Source organism: Mesorhizobium sp. M0909, assembly GCF_040319515.1.
In the GTDB taxonomy this organism is placed as follows: Bacteria; Pseudomonadota; Alphaproteobacteria; order Rhizobiales; family Rhizobiaceae; genus Mesorhizobium.
Map to the genome: position 1 here is coordinate 118,821 of NZ_JAMYOA010000004.1, position 17,826 is coordinate 136,646.

Here is a 17,826-nt window from a genome sequence, read left to right on the forward strand (position 1 = left end):
CGCGCGACAAAACAGTCTGCGCCGGCTCAGGAAAACAGCAGCGACGACAATTTGCGCCGTGCCGACAGCGTTGCTTCGTCGGTCATGCCCCATGCCTCGAAGAGCTGCAGCAACTGGGTTCTGGCGCCGTCGTCGTTCCACGAGCGGTCGGCCTTGATGATCGCCAGCAGATTGTCGGCCGCCGCCATGCGATCACCCTTGGCGTTCTGGATCATGGCGAGCTCGAACCGTGCCTGGTGATCCCCGGGATTTTCGGCCAGACGCCGTTCCAGTTCCGCCGGATTGCCGAGCACTGCTGCTTGCGCGGCGAGCGCCATCTTGGCGCGCAGCGCGGCGAGCTGGGGCGCATCCTTCTTCGCTTCCGGCGCCCGCGCCAGCACCGCCTCGGCACCTTCGGTATCGCCGGCCTCGAACAGCAGATCGCCCAAGCCCGCGATCGCCTCGATCGTCTCCGGCGCCTGTTCCAGGATGGCATCATAAATGTCGGCAGCGGTCTGCACGTCACCGGCGTCGCGCGCCTCGGCAGCGGCGGCCAGTGCCTCGGCCACTTGCGGCGCGCCACCGTTCTTGCCGCCGACCTTCTGAATGAATTGCGTGATCTGGCTCTCGGGAATGGCGCCCATGAAGCCGTCGACCGGCTGGCCGTCCTTGAAGGCAATGACCGCCGGTATCGACTGGATGCCGAGCTGGCCGGCGATCGATGGATGGTCGTCGATATTCATCTTGACCAGCTTGACCTTGCCACCGGCGGCTTTCACCGCCTTCTCCAGCAGCGGCGTCAATTGCTTGCAGGGGCCGCACCACGGCGCCCAGAAATCGACCAGCACCGGCTGGCGACGCGATTCCTGGATGACGTCTGCAGCAAATCCAGCGGTCGTTGTGTCCTTGATGACGTCGGCCGGCGCCTCCGCAAGCGCGACCTTCTCACGCGCGGCATCGGTGCCGCCATATTGCACGGTGGTGGCATACTGGCCGCCATTGCTGCCAAATGGGCCGCCAAAGGGGTTGCTATCGCTCATCTCTCGTCGCCTTTCGGTCGCGCCGCCGGCCAAGGGACGGGCGCAACATCCTTCTTTAGAACCCGGTTTCAGTCACCCCGGTCTTAGTCACCCATGTGGCGATCATGCCGAGACTTTCAAGATAACAGCATCATGTCCGGTTGCCTCGACGAATTTGACCAGGTCCGCGGCAGCGATGGAAGTCGTCGCTTCATTGGTCAGCGGGTGGGCATTGACCACCGCATGGCTCATCAGCTTCTCGTCCAAAACGACCTTGACCCTTCGCTCGGTGTCGTTGATCAGCCCGAACACCGTGACCGCGCCCGGGACGACGCCGAGAAGCTCCATCAGCATCTCCGGCCGGCCGAAAGACACGCGCCCCGCAGCGCCGATCAGATGGTGGATCTGCTTGAGATCGACCACCGCCTCCTCGTCGACGCTGACCAGGAAGAAATTGTCCTTCTTGTCCTTGAGGAACAGGTTCTTGGTGTGGCCGCCGGCAATCTCACCGCGCAGCGCCTGCGAATCGGCGACCGTGAACAGCGGCGGATGCCGCCGCGTCGATACCTCGATCCCGAGTCCGGCAAGAAAGGCGAAAAGTTCGGCTTCGGTCTTCGGCATCGGTCTTTCTTCTGGTGGCCCGCTTTCAACGGCTTGTTCGGCTAACGCCGTTTACGGCCAATGATGCGGCCAAGACAAGTCCGTCGCGCAACGCCGGGGGTGATTGCCTTGCGACGTCCGGAGGAGCGCTTCTCCGCATTGCAGGCGAAGCAAAAAGCCTGCGAATTCCCTGTTGCAATCACCGCGCTCTTCAGCCATATAGGCGCGGCTTGCGGCCCAAAAGCCGCGCGAGCGGGTGTAGCTCAGGGGTAGAGCACAACCTTGCCAAGGTTGGGGTCGAGCGTTCGAATCGCTTCACCCGCTCCATTTCTCTCAAGGGAGATCAAGCATCGAAAAGCCGCGGTCCGCCGCGGCTTTTTCGTTTTTGCGCGCCAACAGGGCGCAGCGCGCCGAATCGGCTGGCCGCGCGCAGCGTCGTTCGTTGGGCTTGGCGATGAGACGGACAGGAGCGCAGAGCATGGTCGACCCCTTGCCAAGGATGGGTCGAGCGATCGAATCGCTTCACCCGCACCAGTTTTCTTAACGAAATCAAGCAAATAAATCGGCCACCCTCAGGTGGCCGATTTGCGTCTTGACCTTGGTGTCCACCGGGTGACCACATAAGGTTCGCCAGAGTCGGGCGGTGAGGTGATTGGCATCATCCCTGAGGCTCTGCATGCTCGAGAGGGTGCCCACCCGTCCCTGAGTGATAGTCGTTCCGACCTTGCAGGCCCGAAAGGAACGCCAGCGTGATATGGCCGATGCATTTATCGCAATGCCAGGCGGGCTGGCACAGTTGATGAGCTTATTTCGTTCGGGGCGAGAACCCGACACGTCTAATAGATACCGTGGCCTCCCGTATGCGCGGGCCGTTGACGCGTTAGGTCAGCTGGGAAGTCTGATCTCAAGTCGCTCTTTCTTGCAGGTCGAACGCCAGGTCTCTCTGTAATTGACACTCTCGGTTCTGTTCCCGTTAGACGCGTTGCCATCGGTCTGCGCCCCTTGGTCGCCCCGCCTGAAGCCAGTATCATTGGCCTTCTCGAGCGTGCATACCTTCCAAGCAGCGTCAATGATGGCTTTGAGGCGGGCCTTCGGCACTTTAGCGTCGAGCGCACTCTGTATCTCTTGGACCACTTTGCGGGTTTCCAGAAACGTGAAGTCGTTGATCCGTTCTTCGATAGCCTTCTTTTCGGCGGCCTTTGTAAACAGCCCCAGCGCAGTAGAAAGCGTTTTCCCCCAGCCTTCAGACACATTTGCTGTATCGGCGACGAGCTTTGAAGCTAGATTTGGCTGCATCACTTGGAGCTGCATATCAAATCGACCACCCCGCCTGAACGCCGCATCAAATCCGGTCAGATAGTTTGTTGCCAGAAGAAATACGATCTTTCTCTCTTTGTTTATTTCTGCAAGTTTGGGCAGCATCGCAGTTGTGATAAACCGAGATAAGATGTTGTCGTTGCCTGCCCTGTCACGGCCCATCTCGTCGAATTCGTCCAGTAGGACTACTATTTGCTCGACTGCTAAGAGCATATCAAACAGCCGATTTGCCATCGGTTGGACGTTATCAATCCCTTCCTTAACCACATAGGACGGGTCCACTGAAAGCAGTGGCCAATTAAGGTAGCTGGAAACGATTTTGGCCAACTCGGTTTTGGAAGTTCCGGGCGGCCCATAAAGAATTGCTGACATCGGTGTCGAACCAGGAAGCTTACGCCCTTTCCCAACGCTGTCTGCGACCTTCGCAATAGGGTAAACGAATCTGGTAGCAAGTGACTTGATGAGGCTTTGCGGCTTGGCGGCAGCAGGATCATTCAAGTCGGCGTCCAGAAAGCCGGGCGCGAGGAGGCTCCCGTCATCGTCAGCCGCAGGCTTTTTCGAAGCCTTCGGGGAACCTTGATAAATGACCTTCAGCTCCCGGAAAACGGAGCGTCGAATAGCCTCTGCAACAAGGCGTTCCAATGCAAAGGCAAACTGATATACTGATGCGGTAGACCACGACTCGGCACCACGCAACTGTGGATGGTGGCCAGACGCCCACGCGATCTGTTTACCTGGATTGCTAGGACTCAAATCGTAGAGAGTATTTTTCAAATTGGCGACGGATCGACGTAGTTGCGGAAGGTAAAGTAGAAGTTCATCTCTCAAAGGAGCGCAGGCTAGCAGCTGAGCAAGAACCTCGTATTCGAAGCTATATGCACTGCCCACGTCGGCATAGTGAAACATGGGACTGCTCGCTGGCCACGTCCCGTCTTCCTTCTGCGATTGAAAGAAAAGTGCAAGGGCGTGAGAGAAAATCTCCTTGTCTTCTGGGGTGGTGTCTTCATCTGGTATCGTAACCACAGATAATATGATGGCGTATGCCAATTGAAGAGGATCGGCGCTTCTACTCTTTGCAGTTATAAGCGCGATTTGCTTAAGGACCTCCGACCTAGACCACGACTGGACGTGACGTTTGATCTCCGTTGTTTCTAAGGCACACCTTTCGACAACACGGTAGACCAGCTGCGTCAGATAAGCAGACGGCGGATAAGGCCAGATCGAAATTGCACCCGGCTTGCTTCGCCTCTCTCCCTGTTTTTCGACCGGCAAAGTTGCAAAGTCGACTGCTAGGTATCCTCTTGAGAGATAGCCAGCCAGAAGAGGCGCTATTTCGGTGTTTATCTTCTTTAGATGCTGCGTTGCGCCTTCATATTGCTCAACTGCGTCGATGCAATCCAAAACCCCTTCGACGACAAACGACAAAGAAAATGGATTGTCTATTCCAAGCTTGGCGCTGTTATTCTTAGAAATTAACTTACCAGCGGTTCTCGCTGTGAAGGTGGCCAGATGGGCAGCACGCGCCTCATGACTCAGTGGCTTTTCCTGGGCGGCAATCCCTCCTTGTGTCGGCCTGAGGGTCAGCTCCTTCCAACGGCCCGCCTTGACTAACGACGAAACGCAGGTTGACGTACTTGCGAGGGAATCTTTGCTCGACGTAGCAAGCAGGTGACAAAACCCGTCTTGATTGTCGGTTATATATCGCTCTAACGTTGTTACGTGGGTAAGGCTTACCTTGATCAGCTCACTTCGCAGCTGCTCTAGGTCTGAGAATCCATATTGCTCGCCCATGCAGTACTTAGCTTACCACGTTGCGGCCGAAACCCGCGCGCAGGAGATTCGTCGTAACCTGAAGCTGCCGCTCCGCGTCATATCGACCGTCGCCCAACTTGCCGTTCAAAGTATCTCCAAGATTTTCTAGCGCGACAATCGACTGGCCTACAACTCGTGTAGGATCGAGAAGGACGTGCGAGTGTGCGCTGGCGACCCTCGACCTTTCGCGAATGCTTGAGGTCACAGCGTTGATTGACGGCACCCTCTTCACATACTGACCGATAGTGATATCAAGAGCGCCGTGCTCAGAGAAGACGGGAACCCCTAGCACCGCCGCAGCCATGATCTCGCCGCTGGTTGACGCTCCGGTATACCCGTCGGGGCATACGACCCACAGGAAGTCTGAAGCGCGGATTGCCTCAAGGTGACGATCTTGCACGAGCTTAATCGAGCGAAGGCGATCACTCGCGACAAAGAGAAAGTCACCTATGTTGTCAACGACACGCGGGTCCGATGGCGATAGAACGTCAACGCCCGCAGCGCGCATGCTGCCGACCGCGTCATATATCGCAGACATATGTCGATGAAAACTGCCAGAAACAGTTGCCCGTAGCATGGCCAAAACCTCCTAGTCTAAAGGCCCAGAAAGGTGCCGTCTGCGCCCTTACGCTTTCGCCCCGTCGAAAGCACCGTTCTCATGCCGCGCCGCACTATCGCTCTCGTTGCCTTGCTATCCGCAACGCTCCAACGGGCACATAGTTCGGACACCCAAGCGGGTTGTGACTTGGACGCGTCATTTAACCAATTCCCCGCCGCAAGCTGGACATATCGAGATTCGTCCTGTTTCACGCTCTCAAGGATCGGCAAACCGATCTGCGGCGCACGCTTCAGCTCGACCAAGTGAATACCCCATACACTTCGCGGTCTAGTAACTTCTACGGCGAAACGCCGAATGTTCGGGTTGGCGTCCTCGACAAAGGCTGAGAGCAAGTGCAAGCACTCGGCTAGGTGCATCTGCAGATATGGACGAAATGCCATCCAAGCGGCCTCACGAACGCTCATATTTGAATCTGCAGCGAATCGTTTCGTCAGAAAAAGCCGTTCACTGACCGAGCGAGGGACGGATGGATCATTGACTGCGTAGCAAGCCCACTGCCGAACCAAATCGCTTCGATGGGCGGCAAGCGCGACGAAATCCACATCATCTGCACCAGAGGTTGAGCGCGCTATGGCACGCCCTGCCAACGCCAGCCGCTTTGTGACCCCGAGACCAGCCATTGCATCAGAGGCAAGCAGAAGTTCGTCCTTTAGTCGCCTCGAAGAGACCTTGTCGGCGACCGAAATCGCAAGAGCCGACATATCGGCGGCTAGCCACTCCATCAAGTTTACTGTTTCGACAGAGCCCTGTTCAAGCAGACGCAAAACGCCAACGGGCACGTCGCCTAAGCGGCGCGCGCCTTTTCGCCTGAGAAGGGTGTCCACGTGATTCACATTGTAATTCTATTGAAGTTTGAGCATACTTACAATTTAAATCTCCGGAAACGAAACGCGCGCCAATGCCTATCCCCAAGTCAGCATTGAACGGCTTCACTGCCCGGCAGGTGCACGGCATTACCGGTCTTAGCGAACCTATGATCGAGTATTTGAGGCGTATGGACTATCTCCAGCCTTCCCATAGTCCCGGAAAACCTAGGCGTGGCCTAGTCAGATTTTATTCGTATCGCGATCTGGTTGTTGCGAGGTTGATTCAACGGCTACGCGAAACTGGGATAGAGCTTTCAAGACTGAAACGCGCATTGGAGTTTCTTCGCTCAGACGAACCATGGGACGGCGGCTCCCAAGACGACATTGCAGGCCGACTCAAGTGGTTGGTTTCTGACGGCAAAACAGTCTGGCTGAAAAGCCAAGACGGGTTCCTTGATTACCTAGCTCCGAAGGGTCAACGAGCGTTCGCATTTGTTGTAAGCATCAACGGTATAGGCAGTGAGGTGAAGGAGCGCCTCTCCGCCGATCAGCTGCAGCACTTCACGATGCGAAACGAGGCTTTGATTTATAGGGAGGCTCCAACTGCAATTGCGTTAGAGCGGCCCCGACGCAAGAAGCATCCGGCAAAGTGAACAGGTGGCCGCTCGGGACAGAGTTCTGACTACATGGATTTCCTGGCAGCCGGGGCTTTGTGTTGCGACGACTCCCAAATCCCCTAGTCGGGGCCGCTGTCGCCAAACCAGCTTCAGCTAAGACAAAAGGGCACGCGCCCCTGTCGCGGGCGGCGGATCGGCTTAGGTTTTGAAAATCCGTCGATCGCTGACCAGCCACCCAGCTACTCGCTTGCGATTTGGCCGGCGGCATGGGCGAGAAGGGGCGGCATCTGCTTCACCACTTTGGCACCCTGCTCGTTTCTCGAAGCGTCAGAACCATGCGAAACTTGTCATTGGTCGGTGAATGGGAACTTCGGCGGGTGCCGCGGTCCGCCGCGGCTTTTTCGTTTTTGCGCGCCAACAGGGCGCAGCGCGCCGAATCGGCTGGCCGCGCGCGCAAGTTCATTTGCCACGAGATTCATCCGCAGACCGCTCAGGTGCTTTTGAGCGTTCCGTTCATTCCGTTCGGGTAGAAGCCGCCCTTGCTGACGCCTTTCTGGTCGGTCAGATAGACGATCCGAAGCACTTCTTGCGGCGTCCTCGTGAAGGCGATTGCATCCGGGGTCGATGGAACGATATTGGCTTTGCCGTCCACTCGGATGCCCTGGTCCTTGTCTTCCGGTCCATCGATCTTGTCGCGGGCGTCGGAAACCGCATTGGCGGCCTTCCAGGCATCCTCGCCCATTCGGTAAAGCGACGATCGCGCCATCCCCATGTGATAGGCCTCGACGGCCAGGATGCCAGCGGCGGCGGCCTGGAAATCTTTGTTTTTCAGAAGGGGCGCGGCGCCGGCATAGGCAGTGACGCCGACATCCTCGAACAGCATGCCGCCGAGCACGAAGTTCATCTGGTTGCCGAAAGGATCGAAGTCCGCTCCGAGCCCCGCCGCCTTGGCAACCGCCGCAAAGCCCGCATCGAAATCGATTGCCGGCCGGTCGACGGCATCGCTTCCAAGTGTCTTGCGATAGAACCTGACATGGGCAAGTTCGTTTTCGGCGACCTCACGCATGAACTCGCCGATTGCAGGCGTGTCAAAGCGAACCTGTTTGCCGCCAGCCACGGCGCCGGCCTTCGGGCCGGCATCCGAATCATCGATCCCTTTGCCGGTGGTGCCGCGCAGGTAATATTCGGCTTCCATATATTCGAGATTGAGGGCAAACCGGAAAATGTCTTCGTCTTTGACCTCATCTTGCGCATAGGCGCGGGGAACCGGGGCAAGCCCGGTGGCCGAAGCGAGCGTCGCTCCCAGGCCAAACTGCAATGCGCGGCGGCGTGAAACACGAAATGCAGGCGTGACGCGGATCATGGCTTCCTCCCAAAAGCCCGCCGGCATCAAACATTTTGGCACCTCAAAAGCGGGCCTGCGCTCCCAACTTCACGAAGGGTGGAATGTTCCTCAATCGCCTTAAATGATCTCGCCGGATGGCGAGCAACGAGGTTTCCTCGATTGTAACCTCATGTCAGCCGACGCACATGCGCTGTAGCGGCGCTGGATCTGACGGCAGCAAAAATCCAGCCGTTGCGGTCGTCCGAAGTACGCTGTCGATAAAATTCAGGACTTTTGCGTGCCGGTTTCGGACCAAGGTCCATCTTGCAGAATACTGTATTTGAACAAAGCTAGGTAACAGCCGGCTTTCACATTGGAAGTCCTGACGTTTTTCATTTGGAACCCATCCTGGCGGGAGGGCGACTCGAAGGAGGAACTATGAAAACGCGCACCTGTCTATTCGCGACTGTAGCCGCTCTCACCCTTGTCGCATCTCCGGTACTCGCTGCTCCCGGCGGCAATGGCAATGGCAATGGCAACGGCAATGGCGGCAGCAACGGCAACGGTGGAAACTCGGCCGGGGCCGGCTCGCAGGGACACGGAGCCGCCACTTCCGCCGCGGCCAGGGACAAGTCGACGCACGGAGTTGCTCACGCAGCCGCGGTCGTTGCGACGACACCGGCCTCGCCACAGGCCACGTTGGCCTTGCAGGCAGCGCTGGCAAGACAGACCGCGGATGACGCGGCAGACACTGCCGACGACACTTCCGACGAAACCGAATAAGCTTTCGAAGCAGCCGCTTGTTGTGTTGAAAAGCCGCGGTTCGCCGCGGCTTTTTCGTTTCCCGACGACGAACTCTCAAGGTGAACAGCGCTTCCAGAAAAAAGCTGCTCCACGGCGGCACTGAAACTAGGCTAAGGCCAAACGCCGCCGCATCGGCGTCGGTTTCGATTGTATATGAGGAGATCCCATGACCGGCTTTGTCGACCGCGAGCGCGCGACTGACCTGATGCAGCGCGCCGGCATCGAGGCGCTGGTGCTTTGCGAGCCCGAGGCGTTCCAATATGCCACCGGTGCCTGGATCGGCCCGGCAGGCCTGTTCCGGCGGGCCGGCGCCGGTTTCGTCGTTATTCCCAAGCGAGGCGACCCGCCGATCGGCGTCGTGGTGGCGGATTTCCAGGCTGCCCAGCTCCCGGCGGCGATGGCCGGCGCCATGGTGCGCACGCATCCGATCTGGATCGAATCGGCGTCGCTCGAGCCGGCGACTGCCGACCGGCCTGTTGCGCAGCGCATCGAGGCCGGCCTGGTTGGCCGCGGCCCCGGTTTTTCACGTCCGGCGACCTTCGAGCTTGCCCGCTCCGTCCGCGAGCTGAAAACGATCCTCGCAGAATTCGGGCTGGAGCGTGCGACGCTCGGCATCGAGCTGGATTTCGTCTCGGCCAGCGATTTTTCCGCGATGCAGGCGATGTTGCCGGGCACTGCCCTGGTCAACGGCTCGCCGATCCTCGACCGGCTGCGGGCGATCAAGTCACAGAGCGAGATCGACCTGTTGCAGCAGGGCATCGTCCTGTCGGAGGCCGGCCTGTCGCGGCTGCAGCAGCATGCAGCGGCCGGCATGCGTCAGTCTGAGCTGGTCGCGCTTTACCGGCAAGGCGTCGCGGATGCAGCCGCCGGATCGTCGCAGCAAATCTCGACGGCGGAATACGTCACGCTGGGCGCTCGCCCAAAAGGCGCCGACCCGGTCGCCGCCGCCGGCGATCCGCTGAAGGCCGACATGGTGTGCAGCGTGAACGGCTATGCCTCGGATATGTCGCGGAATTTCACCTTCGGGCCGCCGTCGCCCGAACAGGTCGAATTGCATGCGATAGCCGAACGCGCCTTCGCCGACGGGCTTGCCGCGCTTATGCCCGGAAAGCCGTTAGCCGCCGTGCATCGCGCCGCCAGCGAAAGCCTGGCGCGCCAGGGCCTGCGTTCCTATCGCCGCGGCCATTTCGGCCACGGCGTCGGCCATTCCGTGTTTTCCGAGCAATGGCCGTTCATCTCGGCCGACAGCAATGTCGTGATCGAGGCCGGCATGGTGCTGGCATTCGAGATCCCGCTCTACATCGACGGTCTCGCCGGCTTCAATCTCGAGGACCAGTTCCTGATCACGGCCAACGGGCCGTCGCCGATGAACCGCCTGCCGAGACGTCTGGGGGTTATCGGCTGAATCCAGCCGGCGCCCCTATCTGGCGCCGGCCACGCCCCTGCGGAAATCCGACGGCGACATGCCGGCAAGCTTGCGGAACGACTTGTTGAACGCGCTGAGCGAGCCGAAGCCCGATTCCATGGCGACGCGCAGCACATTGGCATCCTGATGCATCAGCAGCGCCTGCGCGTAGCTGAGGCGCAGCAGATTCACATATTCATTGAGCGTCATGCCGGTCGATTTCTTGAAGATGCTCATGGCGTATTTGGGATGGATGTCGGCCGCCGCGGCGATGTCGACGCAATCGATCTCGTAGAGGAAATTCTCGGCGATGAAGTCGCACATGCGCCCGACATTGCGCAGCGATTGCTGATCGAACGGGCTGCCTAGCTCCTGTTCGGCCGGCGTTTCCGGCACCAGCCGGTAGGGCTCGAACCGCACCCGCTCAAGCCGCAGCAAAAGCTCGTTGACGGCATGCTCCGCCTTGACCGGGTCGCCGGAGCGGGCATAGCGGTTCCAGCGCTCGAAATTGTGGTCGTCCGACCGGTCTGTGGCGTCGGTCACCAGCGTCGCGCCGGTCATCAGCCTGTTGCGGACGTCGACGGGCAAATGCAGCCGGAAGAAATGAACCAGCGGCAGATGCGCGCCGGCGTAAATGGCATCGTCGGAGGCTTCGTCCATCTGGTGCGGCAGGCCGCCCCAGAACAGGCACATGTCGCCCGCAGAAAGCGAAAGCCCGTGCCCGTCCATGCGGTAATGCACGGCGCCACGCACGATGAAATTCACCTCGACCTGGGCATGCCAATGTGGCTTGAGCATCACCAGGGGCTGGGTGTGGAACATTTGCAGCAGCAGCGGCAGGCCCTCCACGCTGCTGGCGCCAGGCTGGTAAAACGGCCTTTCCGGCATCTTACTTTCCGCTCATTTCTTATTCCCTTTGTCGCGGACAAGGCTTTCCCGAAGCCTAGTCTAGCCACGCTCGCAAACAGAGAGCAACTGAAATGGGAGGATTTCAATGCGCTTAAAATTGACCTGCGCCGCGCTCGCGCTTGCCTTGGGCTCCAGCCCGGCCTTTGCGCAGTCCGGTGAAATCACGATCTGGAGCTGGAACATCGCCGCTTCGTCGCTGAAGGCCACCATAGCGGGCTTCAACAAGCAGTATCCCGACATCAAGGTCACGGTCGAGGACCTCGGCAACCAGCCGACCTACGACAAATCGATCGCCGGCTGTGCCGCCGGCGGCGAGGGGCTGCCGGACATCGTGACGATCGAGAACGGCGAGGCGGAAAACTACTGGAGCCAGTTCCCGGATTGCTTCGTCGACCTGCATACGCTCGGCTACACCGCGGAAGACCAGGCAAAATTCCCCGACTTCAAGCGTACCGAGCTCGAGGTTGACGACAAGGCCTATGCGATGCCCTGGGATTCGGGCCCTGTAGCGATGTTCTACCGCCGCGACTTCTATGAGAAGGCTGGCGTCGACCCGTCTTCGATCAAGACCTGGGACGATTTCATCGCCGCCGCAAAGAAGATCCAGGCCGCCAATCCCGGCGTGACGATGACCAACGCCGATTTCAACGGCGATTCCGAATTCTTCCGCATGATCTCCAACGAGCAGGGCTGCGCCTATTTCTCCGCCGATGGTCAATCGATCACCGTCAGTCAGCCCAAATGCGTCGATGCCATGACCAAGATCAAGGAGATGAAGGACGCCGGCATCATTTCCTCTGCCGACTGGAGCACCAAGATCACCAACAACACCGCCGGCAAGGTCGCCAGCCAGATGTATGGCGGCTGGTATGAAGGCACCATACGCACCGAGTCGCCCGATGGCGCAGGCAAATGGGGCGTCTATCTGATGCCGAGCCTGACCGCCGACGGTCCGCGCGCCGCCAATCTCGGCGGCTCCTCGCTCGCCATCACTTCGGTGTCGAAGAACAAGGAAGCCGCCTACGCCTATCTGAAATACACGCTAGGGACGAATGAGGGCCAAATCACCATGCTGAAAGGCTTCGGCCTGGTGCCGTCGCTGATCTCGGCGCTCAACGACCCTTATGTCTCCGAAGGCCTGCCCTATTGGGGTGGCCAAGCCGTGTGGAAGGACATTCTCGGCACCTTGCCCAAGGTCGTCCCCAGCCGCGGTACTCCGTTCCAGAGCGACGCCGAAATCATCATCCGCGCGGTGCAGACCAAATATCTGGCCGGCGGCTATCCCGACGCCAAGGCAGCGCTCGACGATGCCGCAAGCCAGATCGCCGCGGCGACCGGCCTACCGGTCAAGTCGTGATCTAGACGAGGCGGCTCCGAGCGCACGGCTCCCCTTCTCCTCTCGTGGGAGAAGGTATCGCCGAAGGCGACGGATGAGGGGTGCTCCAGCTTGGCGCCGGCGGCACTCCGGCCATCACCCTTCAACCGTCGCAGCGCTATGCGCCGATCCACCTTCTCCACAAGGGGAGAAGGCAAGAACCTGAAAGCAGAAAGGAGGAAAACGATGCGCTACCAGAACGCCACGGCTTATCGCTTCCTCGCGCCCTATCTGCTGATCTTCTCGATCTTCTGGCTGTGGCCGATCATCGATTCCTTCCTGATCTCGTTCCAGGCGACGCGCACCGTGCCATGGCGGTTCGCGCCGACCTTCAACTGGGGCCGGCTGATCGGCGACCCCGCCTTCTTCAATGCGTTGAAGAACACATTGCTGATCCTCGTCATCCAGGTGCCGGTGATGATTTCCCTGGCGATAGTGATGGCGGTGCTTTTGAATTCGCCGCTGCTCAAGGCACGTGGCCTGTTCCGATTTGCCTTCTTCGCGCCTGTCGTGGTCGGTGAGGTCGCCTATTCGGCGGTTTTCCGGCTGATGTTCAATCTCGACTACGGCATCATCAACAAGTTGCTGAACAGCATCGGACTGCCCACTGTCGACTGGTTTACCAACGTCACCCCGGCGATGGCGGTGATCATGATGGCGGTGACCTGGCGCTGGGCCGGCTACAACGCCATCATCCTGCTCGCCGGCCTGCAGTCCATCCCCGAGGATGTCTACGAGGCGGCAACCCTGGACCGGGTCAGCAAGGTCAAACAGTTCTTTTATATCACGCTGCCGCTGCTCAAGCCGATCATCGTGTTCTGCGCCGTGCTGTCGATCATCGGCACCATGCAGCTGTTCACCGAGCCCTTCCTGATCACCGAGCGCGGCGGGCCGGGCGGCGGCACCGAAACGCTCGGGCTGCTGCTTTACCGCCAGGGCTTCCGGTCGCTCAATTTCGGCTATGCTTCGGCCGTCGCCTACACCATGGCCGGGCTGGCGATTGCCATTTCGCTGGTGCAGATATGGCTGACGAGGGAACCGAAATGACCTCGCGCTCCCCAATCAGCCATTCCCGGGTCAGCCGTTCCCAGGCCAGATTGGGCCGCAGCATCGCGCTGCATCTGTTCCTGACGCCGCTGGCGCTGGTCTGGCTGTTTCCGCTGTGGATGATGGTGGTCTTTTCCACGATGCCCGACAATGGCATCTTCAGCCCCGACATCGAGCTTTTGCCGCACGGCAATTTCCTCGACAATGTCAGCAATCTGCAGCGCGGCACCAATTTCATCGGCGCCATCGGCATCTCCGTCTCGGTGGCGGTGACCTATACCTTCCTGTCGGTGATGCTCACCTCGATGGCCGGCTGGGCGCTGGCGCGTTACAACTTCTTCGGCAAGGGCATGGTCGTAGCCATCATCTTCGGCACCATCACGCTGCCCTATGCGGTCGTGCTGATCCCGCAATTCATCATGGTGGCGCGCGACTTCAAGCTCGCCAACACCTGGGTGGCGCTGATCGTGCCGCCACTGTTCAACTCGCTGGGCGTGCTATTCATGCGGCAGAGTTTTTCGATGATGCCGCACGAGCTGTTCGACGCCGCCAAGGTCGAGGGCGTCAAGGAATGGCGGATATTCCTGTTCGTCGCATTGCCTCTGGCGCGGCCGATGCTGGCGGCGCTCGCCATCATTCTCTTCCTTGCTTCCTGGAACAATTATCTGTGGCCGCTGCTGATCAATTCCAAGCCGGGCGCAATGACCGCGCCGGTGGCGCTCGGCACGCTGATCGGTCTCACCAAGGTGTCCTGGGGCGGCATCATGGCGGGCGCGGTGATGCTGACGGCGCCAATGCTCGTCGTGTTCGTGCTTCTGCAGCGCCATTTCGTCGCCGGCATCGCCGCCGGCGCCATCAAGTAAGGATCAGCATGGCGGCAGTCACACTCAAAAACGTCATCAAGCGCTTCGGCGTCTTCGAGATCGTCCACGGCGCCAATATCGACATCGATGACGGCGAATTCGTCGTCTTCGTCGGCCCTTCCGGCTGCGGCAAGTCCACGCTGCTCCGGATGATCGCCGGGCTCGAGGACATCAGCGACGGCGAGATCGCCATTGGCGGCAAGGTGGTGAACGACGTCGAGGCAGCCGATCGCGGCATCGCCATGGTGTTCCAGTCCTACGCGCTCTATCCGCACATGACGGTCGAGCAGAATCTGAGCTTCGGCCTAAGAATGACCGGCAACCCCAAGGCAGATACCGAGCGGCGGGTGAAGCGGGCTTCCGAAATCCTGCGTATCGCCGAGCTGATGAAGCGGCGGCCGCGGCAATTGTCGGGCGGCCAGCGCCAGCGCGTCGCCATCGGCCGCGCCATCGTGCGCGAGCCGCAAGTGTTCCTGTTCGACGAACCGCTCAGCAATCTCGACGCCGAGCTCAGGGTGCAGATGCGCGTCGAGATATCGCGCCTTCACAAGGAGCTTGGCGTTACCATGGTCTATGTGACGCACGACCAGACCGAGGCGATGACGCTGGCCGACAGGATCGTCGTGCTCAACGCCGGCAATATCGAGCAGATCGGGGCGCCGCTCGATCTCTACGACGACCCCGCCAACCGCTTCGTTGCCGGCTTCGTCGGCTCCCCGAAAATGAACTTTCTGGCGGCGAAAATGGTCGGGGCCGACAACGGCGCTGCGGTCGTCGAACTGGTCAATCATCGCGGCGCGCGACTGCGCAAGCCGCTTTCGGATGCTCTGCCTGCGACAGGCGGCGATGTCGTGCTTGGCGTGCGGCCGGAGCATTTCTTCGACGCCGGCCAGGGCGATTGCGACCTTACCCTCAAGGCCGACGTCGCCGAGCACTTGGGATCGGTGAGTTATGTCTATGCCAATTCCGGGACCGGGGGCGGGCGCGAGGAACTGATCATCGAGCGCGAGGCCTCGCGGCATCGCGCGAACGGCGACGACCTGGTGGTGTCGATCAAGGCCGACCGCTCGCTTCTCTTCGACGCCACCGGCGCACGCATTCGCTAACCCATCTAGTTTCTTTTGTCCGATCGCGATTGGTCGCGGCCACCCCACGGAGATTTGACATGACGTCCAAACCAGAAAAAATTCGCTGGGGCATTCTCGGGCCCGGCAACATCGCCAAGGCGTTTGCCGGCGGCGTCGCCCATTCGCGCACCGGCACATTGGTCGCCTTAGGGGCGCGCAATCCCGGCAAGGCCGGGCTCACTGAGGCTTTCCCCGGCGCCCGCATCCTCGATGGCTACGAGGCTTTGCTTGGCGATCCGGATGTCGACGCGATTTATATTTCAACGCCACATCCGAGCCATGCCGAATGGGCGATCAAGGCAGCCGAGGCCGGAAAACATGTGCTTTGCGAAAAGCCGCTTGGCCTGACTGCCTTCGAGGCCGACGCCATGATCCATGCCGCGCGCAAGGCCGGCACCTTTCTCGGCGAAGCCTTCATGTACCGGCTGCATCCGCAGACGGCCAGGCTGGTCGAGCTGATCAGGGCCGGCGCGATCGGCGATATCAAGATGATCAAATCCAGTTTCGGCTTCGCCATGCCGGGCTTCATGCCGGAGCACCGGCTTTACGCCAAGGATCTCGCCGGCGGCGGCATTCTCGATGTCGGCGGCTATCCCGTCTCGATGGCGCGGCTGATTGCCGGCGCCGCGGCGGGAAAGCCCTTCGCCGAGCCGGACAAAGTGGTCGGCGCTGCGCATCTCGGCCAATCCGGCGTCGACGAATGGGCGTCGGCGCTGTTGCATTTTCCGGGCGGCATCGTCGCGGAAGTCTCCTGCAGCATTTCGCTCGCGCAGGACAACGTATTGCGTATTCTCGGCAGCAAGGGCCGTATCGAGGTGGCGGATTTCTGGTATGCCGGCGGCCAGCAAGGCGGCACCGGCGAAATCCGCATCATCCGTCCGGGTGACACCGAGGTGGTCGAGGTCAAGGAGGGCGGCTGGCTTTACGCATTCGAGGTCGACGCCGCCGGCGAGGCCATTCTCGGCGGGAAGCAGGAGTTCGCCTGGCCGGGCATGGGCTGGGCCGACAGTCTCGGCAATCTGCGCGTGCTCGATAGATGGCGGGCCGCCATCGGCCTCGAATACGACATCGAGAAACCGGCAAAGCGCGTCAACACGATCTCCGGGCGGAAGCTGCGCTCCGGCGGGACCGCCATCCCCAAGCGCGGCATTCCGGGCCTGCCGCGGCCGGCCTCGTGCCTGGCGCTCGGCTTCGAGGATTTCCGCACCTTTTCGTCGGGCGCCATCCTGCTCGACGCCTATTTTGAGGCGGGCGGCAATCTGTTCGACACCGCCTTCGTCTACGGTTCCGGCTACACCGAGACGCTGCTCGGCCAATGGCTGAAGAACCGCGGCGTGCGCGAGCAATCGGTGGTCATCGGCAAGGGTGCGCACTCGCCGCTCTGCTATCCCGACGTCATCGGCAAGCAGCTCACCCAGTCGCTTGAGCGGCTGCAGACCGACCATATCGACGTCTATTTCATGCATCGCGACAACCCGGACGTGCCGGTCGACGAGTTCGTCGATGCGATGGATCGCGAGGTCAAGGCCGGCCGCATTCGCGGTCCGTTCGGCGGCTCGAACTGGACGATGGAACGCATGGACGAGGCGATTGCCTATGCCGAGCGCACCGGCAAGCAGAAGCCCGGCGCGCTTTCCAACAATTTCTCGCTGGCCGAGATGCTGGAGCCGATCTGGGCAGGCTGCGTCACGTCCTCCAGCGACGAGTGGAAGGCCTGGCTTACCGCCCGGCAAATGCCGAACTTCGCCTGGTCGAGCCAGGGCCGCGGCTTCTTCACCGACCGCGCCGGCCGCGACCGGCGCGACAATGAGGAACTGGTCCGGGTCTGGTACTCGGAGAGGAACTTCGGCCGTCGCGACCGCGCCATCGAGCTCGCCAAACGGCTGGGCAAAAGCCCGATCCACGTCGCGCTCGCCTATGTCCTGGCGCAGCCCTTTCCGTCCGTCCCGCTGATCGGGCCGCGCACGCTCGACGAGTTGGAAGACAGCCTCCAGGCGCTCGACATCTCACTTTCGCCGGACGATCTTGCATGGCTGGATAGCGGTTCGGATCAGGCCCGCGCGCGCGCCTGATAGCGGGGTCTTGCGCTGCGCCCTTAATTTCCGGACTGTTTGCGCTGCCCCTCACCTACCCTCTCCCCGCTCTTCGGGAGAGAGGATAAGGTTAAAGGGCAGCGCCGAAGTCGCTTGAGATAGGGAAGACA

General features: G+C 60.4%; 14 protein-coding genes and 1 tRNA gene. 9 read left to right on the forward strand and 6 right to left on the reverse strand.

Features of this window, described 5'->3' with window-relative positions; genetic code table 11:
- Positions 1-26: 26 nt before the first annotated feature.
- Positions 27-1,019, reverse strand: coding sequence for a thioredoxin (gene trxA, locus NKH83_RS07305; RefSeq protein WP_352479721.1), 993 nt, complete (start codon positions 1,017-1,019; stop codon positions 27-29).
- A 102-nt stretch (positions 1,020-1,121) separates the two neighbouring features.
- Complete coding sequence (locus tag NKH83_RS07310) at positions 1,122-1,619, reverse strand: prolyl-tRNA synthetase associated domain-containing protein (protein WP_254817917.1); 498 nt, start codon at positions 1,617-1,619, stop codon at positions 1,122-1,124.
- Positions 1,620-1,850: 231 nt separating this feature from the next.
- Between NKH83_RS07310 and NKH83_RS07315 the strand changes: the two genes are divergently transcribed.
- A tRNA-Gly gene (locus tag NKH83_RS07315) sits at positions 1,851-1,925 on the forward strand.
- A gap of 558 nt (positions 1,926-2,483) precedes the next feature.
- On the opposite strand, the gene NKH83_RS07320 is transcribed toward NKH83_RS07315, so the two are convergent.
- The gene (locus tag NKH83_RS07320) at positions 2,484-4,706 is read right to left on the reverse strand and encodes an ATP-binding protein (protein ID WP_352802907.1); all 2,223 of its coding nucleotides are present in this window, start codon (positions 4,704-4,706) and stop codon (positions 2,484-2,486) included.
- A 615-nt stretch (positions 4,707-5,321) separates the two neighbouring features.
- Positions 5,322-6,170, reverse strand: coding sequence for a DNA alkylation repair protein (locus NKH83_RS07325; RefSeq protein WP_352802910.1), 849 nt, complete (start codon positions 6,168-6,170; stop codon positions 5,322-5,324).
- A gap of 74 nt (positions 6,171-6,244) precedes the next feature.
- Between NKH83_RS07325 and NKH83_RS07330 the strand changes: the two genes are divergently transcribed.
- On the forward strand, positions 6,245-6,805 hold the full coding sequence (locus tag NKH83_RS07330; RefSeq protein WP_352802913.1) for a MerR family transcriptional regulator: 561 nt from the start codon (positions 6,245-6,247) through the stop codon (positions 6,803-6,805).
- A 454-nt stretch (positions 6,806-7,259) separates the two neighbouring features.
- Here the strand turns inward: NKH83_RS07330 and NKH83_RS07335 are convergent, their stop codons facing one another.
- Positions 7,260-8,132, reverse strand: a complete 873-nt coding sequence (locus NKH83_RS07335) for a ferritin-like domain-containing protein (RefSeq protein ID WP_352802916.1) — start codon at positions 8,130-8,132, stop codon at positions 7,260-7,262.
- Between the two features lie 399 nt (positions 8,133-8,531).
- On the opposite strand from NKH83_RS07335, the gene NKH83_RS07340 reads away from it, so the two are divergent.
- Complete coding sequence (locus NKH83_RS07340; RefSeq protein ID WP_352802919.1) at positions 8,532-8,876, forward strand: hypothetical protein; 345 nt, start codon at positions 8,532-8,534, stop codon at positions 8,874-8,876.
- 187 nt (positions 8,877-9,063) lie between these two features.
- On the forward strand, positions 9,064-10,302 hold the full coding sequence (locus tag NKH83_RS07345) for a M24 family metallopeptidase (RefSeq protein ID WP_352802922.1): 1,239 nt from the start codon (positions 9,064-9,066) through the stop codon (positions 10,300-10,302).
- A 15-nt stretch (positions 10,303-10,317) separates the two neighbouring features.
- Here NKH83_RS07345 and NKH83_RS07350 read toward each other — a convergent pair whose 3' ends face one another.
- The gene (locus NKH83_RS07350; RefSeq protein WP_352802925.1) at positions 10,318-11,190 is read right to left on the reverse strand and encodes a helix-turn-helix domain-containing protein; all 873 of its coding nucleotides are present in this window, start codon (positions 11,188-11,190) and stop codon (positions 10,318-10,320) included.
- Positions 11,191-11,296: 106 nt separating this feature from the next.
- On the opposite strand from NKH83_RS07350, the gene NKH83_RS07355 reads away from it, so the two are divergent.
- The 5 genes from NKH83_RS07355 to NKH83_RS07375 all read left to right on the forward strand — a co-directional run bounded on the left by NKH83_RS07355 (position 11,297) and on the right by NKH83_RS07375 (position 17,695).
- Complete coding sequence (locus NKH83_RS07355) at positions 11,297-12,568, forward strand: extracellular solute-binding protein (protein WP_352802929.1); 1,272 nt, start codon at positions 11,297-11,299, stop codon at positions 12,566-12,568.
- Positions 12,569-12,772: 204 nt separating this feature from the next.
- Entirely contained in the window at positions 12,773-13,633 is an 861-nt protein-coding gene (locus NKH83_RS07360) for a carbohydrate ABC transporter permease (RefSeq protein ID WP_352650285.1), read from the forward strand.
- Positions 13,630-14,496: a carbohydrate ABC transporter permease gene (locus NKH83_RS07365; RefSeq protein WP_023720571.1), complete on the forward strand. Its 867-nt coding sequence runs from the start codon at positions 13,630-13,632 to the stop codon at positions 14,494-14,496. The genes NKH83_RS07360 and NKH83_RS07365 overlap by 4 nt, the downstream gene beginning before the upstream one ends.
- An 8-nt stretch (positions 14,497-14,504) precedes the next feature.
- The gene (locus tag NKH83_RS07370; RefSeq protein ID WP_023675944.1) at positions 14,505-15,602 is read left to right on the forward strand and encodes an ABC transporter ATP-binding protein; all 1,098 of its coding nucleotides are present in this window, start codon (positions 14,505-14,507) and stop codon (positions 15,600-15,602) included.
- A 59-nt stretch (positions 15,603-15,661) separates the two neighbouring features.
- Positions 15,662-17,695: an aldo/keto reductase gene (locus NKH83_RS07375; RefSeq protein WP_352802933.1), complete on the forward strand. Its 2,034-nt coding sequence runs from the start codon at positions 15,662-15,664 to the stop codon at positions 17,693-17,695.
- The last annotated feature ends 131 nt before the right edge of the window (positions 17,696-17,826 follow it).